15 protein-coding genes are annotated in these 13209 nt (G+C 69.0%); 7 read left to right on the forward strand and 8 right to left on the reverse strand.

Annotated elements, in window-relative coordinates:
- Positions 1-3: 3 nt before the first annotated feature.
- The gene (gene alc, locus H4281_RS37655) at positions 4-1023 is read left to right on the forward strand and encodes an allantoicase (RefSeq protein ID WP_182895627.1); all 1020 of its coding nucleotides are present in this window, start codon (positions 4-6) and stop codon (positions 1021-1023) included.
- A gap of 231 nt (positions 1024-1254) precedes the next feature.
- On the opposite strand, the gene H4281_RS37660 is transcribed toward alc, so the two are convergent.
- The 3 genes from H4281_RS37660 to H4281_RS37670 all read right to left on the reverse strand — a co-directional run bounded on the left by H4281_RS37660 (position 1255) and on the right by H4281_RS37670 (position 3883).
- The gene (locus tag H4281_RS37660; protein ID WP_182895628.1) at positions 1255-3240 is read right to left on the reverse strand and encodes a hypothetical protein; all 1986 of its coding nucleotides are present in this window, start codon (positions 3238-3240) and stop codon (positions 1255-1257) included.
- Positions 3237-3569, reverse strand: coding sequence for a type VII secretion target (locus H4281_RS37665; protein ID WP_182895629.1), 333 nt, complete (start codon positions 3567-3569; stop codon positions 3237-3239). Before H4281_RS37665 ends, H4281_RS37660 begins: the two co-directional genes overlap by 4 nt.
- Before the next feature lie 137 nt (positions 3570-3706).
- Positions 3707-3883, reverse strand: coding sequence for a hypothetical protein (locus H4281_RS37670; protein WP_167441866.1), 177 nt, complete (start codon positions 3881-3883; stop codon positions 3707-3709).
- A 69-nt stretch (positions 3884-3952) separates the two neighbouring features.
- On the opposite strand from H4281_RS37670, the gene H4281_RS37675 reads away from it, so the two are divergent.
- From H4281_RS37675 to H4281_RS37685, 3 genes are read left to right on the forward strand one after another with little or no spacing between them, the layout of a single operon-like run.
- Positions 3953-4117 carry a ribbon-helix-helix protein, CopG family gene (locus tag H4281_RS37675; protein WP_009074407.1) on the forward strand — a complete coding sequence of 55 codons (165 nt, stop codon included), beginning with the start codon at positions 3953-3955 and terminating at the stop codon, positions 4115-4117.
- 1 nt (position 4118) lies between these two features.
- The gene (locus tag H4281_RS37680) at positions 4119-4445 is read left to right on the forward strand and encodes a VOC family protein (protein ID WP_182895630.1); all 327 of its coding nucleotides are present in this window, start codon (positions 4119-4121) and stop codon (positions 4443-4445) included.
- Positions 4442-5263 (forward strand): class I SAM-dependent methyltransferase, encoded by an 822-nt coding sequence (locus tag H4281_RS37685; RefSeq protein WP_312872253.1) that lies wholly within the window; start codon positions 4442-4444, stop codon positions 5261-5263. The genes H4281_RS37680 and H4281_RS37685 overlap by 4 nt, the downstream gene beginning before the upstream one ends.
- On the opposite strand, the gene H4281_RS37690 is transcribed toward H4281_RS37685, so the two are convergent.
- The 5 genes from H4281_RS37690 to H4281_RS37710 are packed head-to-tail and all read right to left on the reverse strand — an operon-like array spanning position 5256 to position 8891.
- Entirely contained in the window at positions 5256-5750 is a 495-nt protein-coding gene (locus H4281_RS37690; protein WP_182895631.1) for a DUF6228 family protein, read from the reverse strand. The genes H4281_RS37685 and H4281_RS37690 overlap by 8 nt on opposite strands.
- Positions 5751-5780: 30 nt before the next feature.
- On the reverse strand, positions 5781-6257 hold the full coding sequence (locus tag H4281_RS37695) for a CoA-binding protein (RefSeq protein WP_182895632.1): 477 nt from the start codon (positions 6255-6257) through the stop codon (positions 5781-5783).
- Positions 6254-7540 (reverse strand): O-acetylhomoserine aminocarboxypropyltransferase/cysteine synthase family protein, encoded by a 1287-nt coding sequence (locus H4281_RS37700; RefSeq protein WP_182895633.1) that lies wholly within the window; start codon positions 7538-7540, stop codon positions 6254-6256. Before H4281_RS37700 ends, H4281_RS37695 begins: the two co-directional genes overlap by 4 nt.
- Positions 7541-7551: 11 nt before the next feature.
- Entirely contained in the window at positions 7552-8061 is a 510-nt protein-coding gene (locus tag H4281_RS37705; RefSeq protein WP_182895634.1) for a GNAT family N-acetyltransferase, read from the reverse strand.
- Positions 8058-8891 (reverse strand): putative RNA methyltransferase, encoded by an 834-nt coding sequence (locus tag H4281_RS37710; RefSeq protein WP_182895635.1) that lies wholly within the window; start codon positions 8889-8891, stop codon positions 8058-8060. The genes H4281_RS37705 and H4281_RS37710 overlap by 4 nt, the downstream gene beginning before the upstream one ends.
- Positions 8892-9065: 174 nt before the next feature.
- Here H4281_RS37710 and H4281_RS37715 point away from each other — a divergent pair, with 174 nt between their 5' ends.
- From H4281_RS37715 to H4281_RS37725, 3 genes are read left to right on the forward strand one after another with little or no spacing between them, the layout of a single operon-like run.
- Positions 9066-10433, forward strand: a complete 1368-nt coding sequence (locus H4281_RS37715; RefSeq protein ID WP_182895636.1) for an ammonium transporter — start codon at positions 9066-9068, stop codon at positions 10431-10433.
- Positions 10430-10768: a P-II family nitrogen regulator gene (locus tag H4281_RS37720; protein ID WP_182895637.1), complete on the forward strand. Its 339-nt coding sequence runs from the start codon at positions 10430-10432 to the stop codon at positions 10766-10768. The genes H4281_RS37715 and H4281_RS37720 overlap by 4 nt, the downstream gene beginning before the upstream one ends.
- A 3-nt stretch (positions 10769-10771) precedes the next feature.
- Complete coding sequence (locus H4281_RS37725; protein ID WP_182895638.1) at positions 10772-13075, forward strand: [protein-PII] uridylyltransferase; 2304 nt, start codon at positions 10772-10774, stop codon at positions 13073-13075.
- The last annotated feature ends 134 nt before the right edge of the window (positions 13076-13209 follow it).

The raw sequence follows: 13209 nt of genomic DNA on the forward strand, positions 1-13209 counted from the left end.
GAGATGGAGGAGCACGTGTCCGACCGTCCGGAGTGGACTACCCAGCCCGATCTGGCCTCGCGCCTGTTCGGGGGCACCGTGATGTGGGCGAGCGACGAACTGTTCGCCGAAAAGGAAAACCTGGTCAACCCGTGGCGGCCGGCGCACCGCGCCGAAACGTTCGGCCCGAAGGGCCAGGTGTACGACGGCTGGGAGACCCGGCGGCACCGCGAACCCGGCGACGACCACGCGCTGGTCCGCCTCGGCCTCGGCGGCGTCGTTTCCGGCGTGGTGGTGGACACGGCGTTCTTCAAGGGCAACTACCCGCCGTTCGTCTCCGTGGCGGCGACATCCGTGCCCGGCTACCCGAGCGCGGCGGAGTTGCAGGACGCCGACTGGGACGTCCTGGTCGACCACGAACCGGCAGTCGGGGACTCGGAGAACTACTACAAAGTGACGTCCCCGCGTCGCTACACCCACGTACGCCTCACCCAACACCCCGACGGCGGTGTCGCACGACTGCGGGTACACGGTTCGCCGGTGCCCGACCCTTCGCTGCTCGACCCGCGATCGCTGGACCTGGCAGCGTTGGAAAACGGCGCGGTTGTCACCGGATGCAGCGACATGTTCTATTCGTCGCCGAACAACATGCTGTCGCCAGGCCTCGCCGCGCACCAAGCGGAGGGTTGGGAAACCGCCCGCCGCCGCGACGACGGCAACGACTGGGCGACGGTGTCCCTGGCGGGCGCGGGCCTGATCCGGTTCGTGGAACTGGACACCAGCAACCTCAAGGGAAACGCACCCGGCTGGGCCTCGGTGAGCGGCCGCCTCGACGAGGGCGAATGGGTGGAATTGTTGCCGCACACCAGGTTGCAGCCCGACACCCGGCACCGCTTCGCCCTCGCTGACGACGGCCCCGAGGTGACCGAGGTCCGCCTGGACATCTATCCCGACGGCGGCCTCGCCCGGCTGCGGCTGTTCGGCGAGCTGAGCAAGCGCGGCCGGGAAGCCATGACAGCGCGGTTCGCGGAGACCTCCGACTGAGTTTGTTTGCGCCCCCTTGCCCGGGAACCGCCGTGAGGGCCACCCTGAGGGAATCAGACTCAATGCCAGGAACTTAAGCCGCGTGAACGCGGCACGCTGACAGTCCACAAAGGACTCAAGTAGTGCCGAAATGCTCGATTTATCGCCAGGTGGCCGTGTCTTGAAGGCCGTGAGGGCCGCCTTGAGGGAATCAGATTCCCTCAAGGCGGCCCTCACGGCTTTTCGGTCCGGTTACTCCGCGGCGGCCGGGTCCGGGTGTTCCTTGCGCCACTCCTCGTCTGAGGCGTTCCAGGCTTCCTCGGCCTGCATGTGGATGTCGGTGATCGACTTGTCGAAGTTGACCGCGTCCTTGCCGGCCCAGCCGACGAAGTTCTTGCTGCTCTTGGCGTCGGACATGGTCTTGAGGAAGGTGAACACCTTCGGGTACTGCTTGAAGAACTCCTCCGGCCCCTTGACGATCTCCGACCAGACGTTCTTCCCGCCGGTGTACTGCTTGATGCCGGGGATGTCGCAGACGTTCTTCAGCCAGCTTTCGTGCTTCTTCATCCAGCTGAACTCGTACGGCTTGAACGGCGACTGCGGGCCGGACCCGCCGCTTCCGCTGTTCCCGCCGCCCCCGTTGCCGCCGCTACCGCCGTTGCCTTCGCCGTTCTCGTGGTTGCCGCCGCCAGGGTTGTTCTCGTGCTGATTGCCGCCCGGGTTGTTCTCGTGATCGGCGTTGTTCCCGCCGGGGTGGTCTTCGTGGTTCGTGTTGCTGCCGGGCGGGTCGTCGTGATGGTTGTTCCCGCCGGGAGTGTCCTCGTGCGGGTTGTTGTTGCCGCCGGGCGCGTCTTCGTGGTGGTTGTTGCCGCCCGGGGTGTTGTCGTGTCCGGAACTCCCGCCCGGCGAGTTCTCGTGGTGATTGCCCCCGCCGCCGGGGGCGTCTTCGTGCGGCGTGTTGCCGCCCGGGGTGTCGTGCGGACGGTTGGGCGGCGGGTTGAAGTGCTGGTCCGCGGCCAGCCAGGTGTCGAACGGATCGTCCTCGTGCGGCTGGTTGTTCGGCCGTTCCTCGTGCGGACTGTTGTTGCCGCCCGGCGGGTCCTCGTGATGGTTGTTCCCGCCCGGCGCGTCTTCGTGGTGATTGTTGCCGCCAGGCGTGTTGTCGTGCCCGGGGGTGTCGTCGTGCGGATTGTTGTTCCCGCCCGGCGGATCCTCGTGATGGTTGTTGCCGCCCGGGCTGTCCTCGTGGTTCGTGTTGTTTCCCGGCGGATCCTCATGGTGGTTGTTGCCGCCCGGGGTGTCTTCGTGGTGGTTGTTCCCGCCAGGAGCGTCGTCATGCGGCGTGTTGTTCCCGCCGTGACCACCCTGCCCGCCCTGACCGCCACCCCCGCCGCCGCTGCCATGACCCCCGCCGCCGTGGTTGCCGCCGAGGTCGGTCATCTCGTGGTTGTTCCCGCCCCCGTGCGACCCGCCGCCGCGGCCGGGCTTCACCTTCTCCGCCAGTTGCGCCAACCGGCTCGCGGTGCGCCCGCCCAGACCGACCACCCGGGCGATCTTGGACGCCATCGTCAGCGCCAGCGAGATCCCCGACCGGATCACGTTGCCGACCCCGACCACGATCGACGCGCCGAACGTGAACGCCGCCATCGCGAGCGCGATCAGCATCGTCGCGATGACGTCGCCGAGGAACGTCGTGATCAGGTCGCGGATCAGCGAGCGCACCACGGAGACCAGGGCCATCGTCGTCTTGACCACGTAGCCCGCGACGTCGACCGCGTGCCCGGCGCTGTCGATCTGGCCCCGCCGGTCGCCGATGTTCTTCTTGAACGCCTCGGCGCCCTCGCCCTGCCAGTTGGCGACCGTCTTCTCCAGCGTGGTGTCGAGGTCCTTCGCCGCGTTGCGCAGGTTCTCGGCGGTCTTGTGCAGTTCCTCGGCCATCTTGTTGATCGCCGCGGGGTCGCCGGCGAGCTTGTCGAGGCCCTCTTTGAGGAACGAGATGTGCTCGATCAGCCAGCCGAGCCCGGCCGCGATCAGCTTGCCGAACGGGTCGAGGACGAACGCCGCGGTGTCCGCGATCGCGCCGACGATCGACACGCCGATCTCGACCCCCACCGCGGCCGCGTCGGCTCCGTGCAGGTGCTGGATCTCCTGGATCGACGAGACGACGCTGTGCCAGCTGTCCGCGACACCCGCGCCGGTGGTGCTGTTCTTGTCCGTGATGGGCTCGACGCCGCTCATTTCACCTGCTCCGGCTTGAACTTGTCGAACGCCTTCGCCAGGTCCTGGTCGCCCTTGCTGTACTGCTCGCTGGCTTGCCGCGTCTTGTCCGCGCTGTCGGTCACGTCCTTCGCGACGCCGTGCAGATTGTCGGAGACGGCTTTCAGCGCGATCCGCGCGGGAATCGCGAGCACCTGCGCGAGCACGACGCCGAACGCGTCGATGTCGCCGCCGTTGGCGTCGTCCACCGCTTTCGCGGAGTCGTTGACCGTCGGCACGGTCGTCTTGTCCAGGTACTCGCTGAATTTGTGCAACTCGTCCGTGTGGACGGTGAAGCCGTTCCCTGCCACCAACACTCCTTCGCCTGCCGCGATCGGGCCGCGCCGAGTAGAGCAGCGGCGGCTGAACCGGAGGCGACGTCCGTGCGGACGAAGGTTGAACGACAGAGCTTCCTGCCCGAGCGTCCGGGCCGGGCTGCCCGGACGGGTCAGCCGCGCGCGCTGGGCCGGTTCAGATAGGCGGAGAAGGACGACAGCAGAGCCGCGACGCCGACGATCGCGGTGACCCACCACGGGCCGCCGGTCACCAGGTTGAACACGAACGCGGCAGCCATCAGGACGGCGGCGATGATGTTCCTGATCTGCAGCCCGGAGGGTTTCGCCATGCCTCCACCCTCTCATGGCGGCCGACGGCGGGCCTTGTCCGCCGTTGGCTAGATTGCTAGCATCCTAGAATGGCCGGTGAAGAGGTCAAGCAATTCAACGTCTACCTGCCGGTCGAGCTGATCAAGCAGGTGAAGTACCGGGCGATCGAAACCGAGCAGTCGCTGTCCGCGCTGGTCACCGCGGCCTTGCGGGCTTATCTCGGCACCCCGCCCGAACAACGAGAGGACGGCTGACATGAGCGACGGCATCACGATGTTCGTCATGGAGACGCACAACTGGGGCAAAACCGCGAAGTTCCTGCAGCGCGTGGGTTTCAGTCTCGATTTCGAGACCGACCACAACTCGGGCCAGCTCTCGAACGGCGACGGCGCGCCGGTGTTCGTCGTCGAGGTGCCCGAAGGGCAGGAGCCGAGGACGGCCGTGGTGGTGGCGGTGCCGGACGAGTCGGTCGACGCGGAACTCGACGTCGTCACCCCGTTCGAAGACACCCACTACGGCACCCGCGAGATGACCGTGCGGGACCCGGACGGCCGGATCTGGACGCTGCGGGCCCCGAAGTGAGCGAGCCGGACCACACCGCGGTGCGCGTCGCGTTGTGGCGTGCGCTGCACGTGCTCGCCGATCCGCCGCCGCACGCGCTGGCCGACGAGGTCGGTCTCCGGTTGGCCGATCCCGGCCCGGACTGGCGGTCCCGGCCGGACATGGACCTGGACTTCACCCGCCGGTTCCGCGCGGGAATCGCGTTGCGCAGCCGGTTTGCCGAAGATCTGGTGCGCGAACGCGGGGTCTCGCAGTACGTCCTGCTCGGCGCCGGGCTGGACACGTTCGCGCAGCGGGAACCGGAGCTGGGCGTGCGGGTGTTCGAGATCGACCAGCCGGGCACGCAGGAGTGGAAACGCGCGCGGCTGGCCGAACTCGGGCTGCCCGCCCCGTACCGGTTCGTGCCGGTCGACTTCGAATCCGGCGAACAGTGGCCGGAACGCTTGGCTGCCAACGGCTTTGAACTGGAGAAGCCCGCCGTGGTGGCGTCGACGGGAGTCAGCATGTACCTGACTCGCGAGGCGAACGCCGCGACGTTGCGCGCGCTCGCCGGTTTCGCGCCGGGCACCGTGGTGGCGATGACGTTCCAGATGCCGGAGGAATACCTGGACGAACCCGATCGCGCGGCCCGGGCGGCGGCGATGAAGGGCGCGAAGGCGGCGGGGACGCCGTTCGTGAGCTTCTTCGCGCCGGACGAGATGCTGGATTTCGCGCGGGAGTGCGGTTTCCAGGACGTCCAGCATGTCAGCGCGGCGGAGCTGAACAAGCGGTATCTGTCCGGTCGTCCGGACGGGCTGGAGACGTCGGGGGAGGAGTTCCTGGTCGCGACGGTCAGCTGAAGCCGGCCTCGCTGTACTCGACCGGAAACCCTTCTGCGGTAAGGAAAGCGTGCAGCTGGGCGGCCAGGTCGTCCTTCTCGGCGCCAGCCTCCATCGCGGTCGTGACGGTGACTTCCCATTCGCCGCAGACGGAGTGCCGCCACGGCCGGATCGTCCAGGCCAGTTCGACGCGGCCGCCGGAGCGGTGGGTCGCGGAGACGATCAGGTCGCGGTCGGCGTTGACCCACCGTCGCTCGCCTTCCCAGCCGCGGAAGTCGAGACCTTCGAGGAAACGGGCGAGGCCGCGGCCCGTGACGAAGTTGGTGACGCCCTCCAGCCGGGCGTCCAGGCCAGGCGCCTGGACGCGCACGGTGAAGAACAGCCGCCGGTCGAGGTGGTGGGTGGCCGCGTGCCGTTCGCCGAAGCGCACCGAGACGGACTCGCCGACGAACACGACCTCGAGGTCGTCCAAGCGGGTCATCTCGACCTCAGGACGGTTCACGTTCACCCGCCAACCGTACTCAGCTCAGCACCCGGTTCACGGCGCTGTCTGCCGCCGCGAACTGATCACCCCGGTGTTGAACCCAGCCAGATGCAACCCGCCCGCGAACCGCGCGTGTTCGATCTTCACGCAGCGGTTCATCACCACGTCCAGCCCCGCCTCGCGGGCGCGGTCCGCCACCGGTTCGTGCCACAGGCCGAGCTGGAGCCACAACGTCCGCGCGCCTGCCTCGATGACCTCCTCGGCCACCCCGGGGAGGTCATCGTGCTTGCGGAACACGCTCACCAGATCCAGTTCGCCCGGCACGTCCGCCAGCGACGGGTACACCGGCCGCCCCAGCAGCAGGTTGAGCCGCGGGTTCACGAAGTTGACCTCGTACCGCGTCGATGACAGCAGATACGTCGCCACGAAGTAGCTCGGCCGCGCCGGATTCGCCGACGCGCCCACGATCGTCACCGATTTCGTGCGCCCGAGAAGACGCCGCCGTTCGACCGCTCCGACGTCGTAGCTCACGCGTTCACCGCCTTGTCGAGGGCCTGGTCGAGGTCCCACAGCAGATCCTCGACGTCCTCCAGCCCGACCGACAGCCGGATCAAGTCCGCGCTCACGCCCGCAGCGGCGAGCTGGTCCTCGGACAGTTGCGCGTGCGTCGTCGAGGCCGGATGGATCACCAACGTCCGCGCGTCGCCGACATTCGCCAAGTGCGACAACAGTTCCACCGATTCCACGAACTTCTCGCCCGCCGCGCGTCCGCCCTTCACCCCGAACGAAAACACCGCGCCCGGCCCCTGCGGCAGATACCGCGCGGCCCGCTCGTGATCCGGATGATCGGGCAACCCCGCGTAAGACACCCACGCGACCCGCGGGTCCGCGTTCAGGTACTCCGCGATCGCCTGCGCGTTGACGACGTGCGCGTCCATCCGCTGCGGCAGCGTTTCCACGCCCTGCAGCAGCAAAAACGCCGAATGCGGCGACAACACCGCGCCAACGTCGCGTAACTGCTCCGCGCGCAGCCGCGTGCAGAACGCGTACTCGCCGAAGTTCTCCCAATACTTGAGCCCGCCGTAACTGTCGACGGTCTCGGTCATCCGGGGGAACTTCCCGTTGCCCCAGTCGAAAGTCCCCGCCTCGACGACGACCCCGCCGAGCGTCGTGCCGTGCCCGCCGAGGAACTTCGTGGCCGAGTGCAGGACGATGTCCGCGCCGTGCTCGATCGGGCGGCAGAGGTACGGCGTGGCGAGCGTCGCGTCGACCACGAGCGGGATGTCGTGCGAACGCGCGAGATCGGCCAGCCCGGCGAGGTCCGCGATCGCGCCGCTCGGGTTGCCGATCACCTCGGTGTAGATCAGCTTCGTGCGGTCGGTCACCGCTTTGGCGTAGTCCTCGGTGCCGCCGTGCACGAACGTCGTCTCGATGCCGAACCGCGCGAGCGTCCCGGTGAGCTGCGTGACGGTCCCGCCGTACAGCCCGGCAGCCGACACGATGTGGTCGCCGGCCTCCGCGAGCGCCGCGAACGTCAGGAACTCCGCCGCCTGCCCGCTGGCCGTCGCGACCCCGCCGATGGCCCCTTCGAGACTCGCGATGCGCTCCTCGAACGCCGCGACGGTCGGATTGCCGATCCGGCTGTAGACGTTCCCGTACTTCTGCAGCGCGAACAGATTGGCCGCGTCGGCCGCGTCCACGAACACGAAGCTGGTCGTCTGGTAGATCGGCACCGCACGGGCCCCGGTGGTGGGGTCGGGAGTGCCGCCTGCGTGCAGGGCGCGGGTGCGGAAGCCCCAGGTACGTTCGCTCATCGGACGCCACGCTAACCCAGCGCCGGGGGTGGCGGCCATTCCTCCCGGAGAGTGATCGGGCGGGCGCGCCAGACCACCGCGAGCGCCGGATCCCCAGTGGGGTCCGGCTCGATCCTCTCGACCGCGAAACCTTCCCGTTCGTAGAACGCCGCGGCCCGTTCGTTGGCGGCGAAGTGTTCGATGCGCAGCTGGTCGACGCCTTCCGGCAGGCGGCTGGCCAGGGCGTCGAGCAATCGTGGGCCCAGCCCGTGGCCGCGGTGCTCCGGGGCCAGGTAGAGCTTGTAGACGACGTGGTCCGGCCCGCACTGTCCGACGCCGACGACGCGCCCGTCGGTTTCGGCGACGACAACCCGCCCGTCAGTAACGGCCGCGTCGATATGCGATTCGTTCCACCACTGGCGCACTTGGTGCTGGGCCGCCGCCTCGCCGATCAGCGGGGTGTAGTGCGGCGGGATGTGTCTTTCGCCGAACTGGCAGATCGCCTCGACGTCGCTCGGCTCGGCCAGGCGTACTCCGTTCACGGCACGTCGTCTCGCTTCCGCCAAGTGCTCACCGAAACCGCCAGCGTCACGTCCCGCCCCGCCGCCGCTTCGAGCCGCTCCCGCCGCCCGTACCGGTCCAGATGGAACCCGGCAGGCCCCATCGCCACCACATCCCGCACCTGCTCCGCACTGAACGCCTGCGTCCGGACCACCTCGACCCCGGATTCCCGCACGAACAGCCCGCCCAAAGCGGCCTCGAGCCGTTCTTCCTTCCGCGCGTCCACCGCGAGCACCAGGTCGCCCAGTTCCGCGAGATGCCCCGGCAACGGCGACGCCACCACCAGCTTCCCGCCCGGCTCGAGCACCCGGTGGAACTCCGCGGCGTTCCGCGGCGAGAACACGTCCAGCACCACCGAAGCCGCCTCGTCGGCCACCGGCCACGGTTCCCACAGGTTCCACACCGCCGCGCCCAGCCGCTCATGTGCCCGCGCGGCCCGCCGCAACGCGATCGCCGACACGTCCAGCGCGAGGCCGACCGCGTCCGGAGCGGAGTCCAGCACCCGCGAGAGGTAATAGCCCGGTCCAGCACCGGCGTCGATGATCAGTCCACGAGCAGAACCAGCGGAGGCGACCGCCTCGGCGAGCGGCGCGTACGCCCCGGAAGACAAGAACGCGGCGCGCGCGTCCACCATCGGCGCGGTGTCGGCCGTGCCCGCCGGGATGCGCGCGTGCAGGAGGTTGACGTAACCCTGCCGGGCCAGGTCGAACGCATGCCGCCGCTCGCAGCGCAGCGTCCGGCCGGTCAGCGAGACCGGCTCCGCACACACCGAACAGCGCAGTGCATTGATCACCCGATCAGGCAAAGACATGGCGGTATTCGACCACGAGGTTGCCTGACCGGACATTTCGCCCCGGGTCCGCGGAAACGTCCCCGTAACAACCACCACGCCGGAGTTCACGAGGGGGAAACGTGAATCGAAGCCTGGCGAAACACCCGCGGCCAACACTTCCTCTGCAGTTGCCCACGGCACGGGAGGACGATTGTGCTGAACGCCGGAGACACCGCCTGGGTGCTGATCAGCGCCGCGCTGGTCATGCTCATGACCCCAGGCCTCGCGTTCTTTTACGGCGGCATGGTCCGCGCGAAGAGCGTTTTGAACATGTTGATGATGAACTTCATCGCACTCGCGATAGTCGGGGTGCTGTGGGTGCTCTTCGGGTTCTCGCTGTCCTTCGGCGACGACGCTTTCGGCGGTCTGGTCGGGAACTTCGACTACGCCGGCTTGTCGGACGCGTTCGGCAAGCTCGTCGGCCTCGCCAGCGAAGGACCGCCCGCGGTTCCGTGGCCGGGGCCGGACGCGCTGCCGCTGCTCGCGTTCTGCATGTTCCAGCTGATGTTCGCGATCATCACCCCGGCGCTCATTTCCGGGGCCATCGCGGATCGCGCGAAGTTCTGGGGCTGGACGCTTTTCGTGACGATCTGGGTGGTCGTCGTGTATTTCCCGGTCGCGCACTGGGTGTTCTCGTTCGACGGATTCACCGGCAAGGACGCGGTCGGCGGCTGGATCGCCAACCAGCTCAAGGCGCTCGACTTCGCGGGCGGCACGGCGGTGCACATCAACGCGGGCGCGGCGGGTCTCGCCCTCGCGCTGGTGCTCGGCAAGCGCAAGGGCTGGCCGAAGGACACCGGCCGTCCGCACAACGTCCCGTTCGTCCTGCTCGGCGCGTCGCTGCTGTGGTTCGGCTGGTACGGATTCAACGCCGGGTCCGCGCTGGGCGCGAACGACCTCGCGGGCGTCGCGTTCACCAACACCACCGTCGCGACCGCCGCCGCGGTGCTCGGCTGGCTGCTCGTGGAACAGCTGAAGTTCGGCAAGCCGACCACGCTCGGCGCGGCTTCCGGCGCGGTCGCCGGGCTGGTCGCGATCACCCCGGCCTGCGGTTTCGTGAGCCCGCTCGGCTCGATCGCGATCGGCGTGATCGCCGGGGTGCTGTGCGCGCTGGCCATCTCGCTGAAGTTCCGCCTCGGCTTCGACGACTCCCTCGACGTCGTCGGCGTGCACCTCGTCGGCGGTCTCGTCGGCACCGTGCTGATCGGCTTCTTCGCCACCAAGAGCGTGAACTCGGCGGGCGCGGACGGCCTGTTCTACGGCGGCGGCTTCAAGCAGCTGGGCATCCAGGTGGTTGCCGCGCTCGCCGTTCTCGGCTACTCGTTCGTCATGACGTTGATCATCGGGTTCGCGATCAAGAAGGCGGGCGGCTTCCGCGTCAGCGCCGAACACGAGGTCAGCGGCATCGACGAGGGCCAGCACGCGGAGAGCGCCTACGACTTCACCGGCATGGGCGGCCTCGGCCACTCGAGCACGTTCCCGGCCAAGCCCGTCACGAAACTCGAGGAGACCAAGGCATGAAGCTCATCACCGCGATCGTCAAGCCGTTCACGCTCGACGACGTCCGCTCCTCGCTGGAGCAGCTGGGCGTGCTCGGGATGACGGTGAGCGAGGTCCAGGGCTACGGCAGGCAGAAGGGGCACACCGAGGTCTACCGGGGGGCCGAGTACTCGGTGGACTTCGTGGCCAAGCTGAAGATCGAGGTCGTGGTGGACGACATCGTGGTCGAGAAGGTCCTCGACGCCGTCACCACCGCCGCGCACACCGGAAAGATCGGCGACGGGAAAGTCTGGGTGACGCCGGTGGAGACGGTCATCCGGGTCCGCACCGGCGAACGCGGCACGGACGCGCTGTAGCCGATGACCGACGGGGGCGAACTCGCCCGAGCCACCGCACTGCTGCTCGAAGGACGGCACGGAGCGCCCGCACTGCGGAACTCCCTGGTCGATCTGTACGAGTTCTGGCTCGGGAAAGGAGCGACGGCGGCCGGCGTCGACACCGCGGACCCAGGTGTCGCGCTGGTCGCCGTAGGGGGGTTGGGACGGCGTGAGCTGGTGCCGTACTCCGATCTCGATTTAGTATTGCTGCACAACGGGAACAGCGAGGTCGGGGAGATCGCCGACGCGCTGTGGTACCCGCTGTGGGACGCGCGGGTCGGCCTCGACCATTCGGTCCGCACACCCGGCGAGGCGCTGAAAGTCGCCGCGGAAGACCTGCGTACCGCGCTCGGCCTGCTCGATGCCCGGCATCTGGCGGGCGACCCGGCGCTCACCGAACGCCTCGCGGCCGCCGCCCGCGACCAATGGCGGCGCACCGCCCGCAAACGCTTGCCGGAGCTGGCTGAATCCGTCCACACCCGATGGCGGCGCAGCGGCGAGATCGCTCAATCCGCCGAGCCGGACCTGAAACACGGGCGCGGCGGCCTCCGCGACTTCGGCGTGCTGGAAGCCCTCGCGGCCGGACAGCTCACCGCCCGACCGGGCGAAGAACTGTTGGCAGCCAAGCAACTCCTGCTCGACGTCCGTACCGAACTGCGCCGCGAAGCACGTCGCGAACGAGACATCCTCAGCGCGGCCGACGCCGACGTCGTGGCGCGCGAACTGGAGCTGGGCGACCGATTCGCCTTGGCCCGCAAGCTTTCCGGTGCGGGTCGAACCATCGCGTACGCCGTCGACGTCGCCCTCAGGTCCACTGTGGAGCAACCGCGCCCGCGCTTCGGCCGACGCCCGGTTCGCCGCCCGCTGGCCGAGGGCGTCGTTCTGCACGGCGACGAGGTCGCACTGGCCCGAGACGCACTCCCTGCCCGCGACCCAGCATTGCTGCTTCGCGCCGCAGCCGCCTCCGCGCGAACCAGAAAGCCCATCTCGCCAGGCACTTTGCGCACCCTCGCGGAGTCCGCTCCCGAACTGCGCGAACCTTGGCCGGACGACGCCCGCAACGCCCTCGTCGAACTGCTGAGCGCGGGCGAGGGGCTGGTCGACGCGGTCGAAGCGCTGGACCGCACCGGCTTGTGGTCCCGGCTGTTTCCGGAATGGGGTGCCGTACGCGATCTGCCGCCGCGGTCGCCAGTGCACCAATGGACCGTCGACCGGCATCTCGTCCAGGCGTGCGTCGAGGCAGCGAAACTGACCACTACCGTGTCGCGGCCGGACCTGCTGCTGATCGGCGCGCTGCTGCACGACATCGGCAAGGGCCGCGAGGCCGACCACTCCGAGCTGGGCGCGAAGATCTCCGCCTCGGTAGCGCAACGCCTGGGCCTGCCGCCCGCGGACATCGCGACGGTCTCCGCGATGGTCCGCCACCACCTGCTGCTCCCGCACACCGCGACCAGACGCGACATCGGCGACCCCGCGACCATCTCGCGTGTGGTGAAAACCCTGGACAGCGACGTCGTCCTGCTGGAACTCCTGCACGCCCTCACCCGCGCCGACTCGCTGGCCACCGGCCCCGGCGTCTGGACCGACTGGAAGGACCGGCTGCTCGCCGAATTGGTCAGCGGCTGCGAGGAAGCCGTGCACGGCAAGGGTTTCACCCCGCCGGAGCCCTTGGACGACGACCAGCGCGAGCTAGTCGTCGAAGCCGCCCGCACCGGTGTCGGCCAAATCCGGATCTCCGCGCACGGCAAGGTCGTCACCGTGGTGCTGGCCGTGCCCGCGGACCGTGAACTGCTCGGTCCCGCGGCCGGGGTGCTGGCGCTGAACTCGCTGGAGGTCCACTCGGCGGTTCTGCGCGAGCACGGCGGCCGGGCGGGCGTGTTCACCGCGTCGCCGAAGTTCGGGTCGCTGCCGGATCCCGCGCTGCTGCGGGAACAGTTCGCCCGCGCGGTCGCCGGGACGATGCCGCTCACCCAGCGCCTGGCGGCCAAGGAACGCGACTACGCGACGTCGTCGCCGGTCGTGGTCAAGCCGGTGGTGCGCTGGTTCGACGACGAAACGAGCGGTCCCGACGCCGTGGTGCTGGAACTGCGCGCCGCCGACCGGATCGGCCTGCTCTTCCGCGTGGCGAGCGCCCTGCGCCGCGCCGAGGCCGACGTCCACTGGGCGAAAGCCGCGACGCTGGGCGGCGCCGTCGTCGACTCGTTCGCCCTCTCGCCGCGCTCCGGCCACGTCACCCCGGCGTGGCGCACCGCGATCACCGACGCCGTCCTGGCCGCCGTCGCCTGACGCTCCGTGAAGGACTCCTTGAGGGAATCAGATTCCCTCAAGGAGTCCTTCACGGACGAACGGCCAGGCAGACCCGGCCGGATTGCGCCATCCGGGCTCACCCATCCGGGGTGTCGGAGGCGACAACCCCGATT

Source organism: Amycolatopsis dendrobii (assembly GCF_014145675.1).
GTDB classification, from domain to species: domain Bacteria; phylum Actinomycetota; class Actinomycetes; order Mycobacteriales; family Pseudonocardiaceae; genus Amycolatopsis; species Amycolatopsis dendrobii.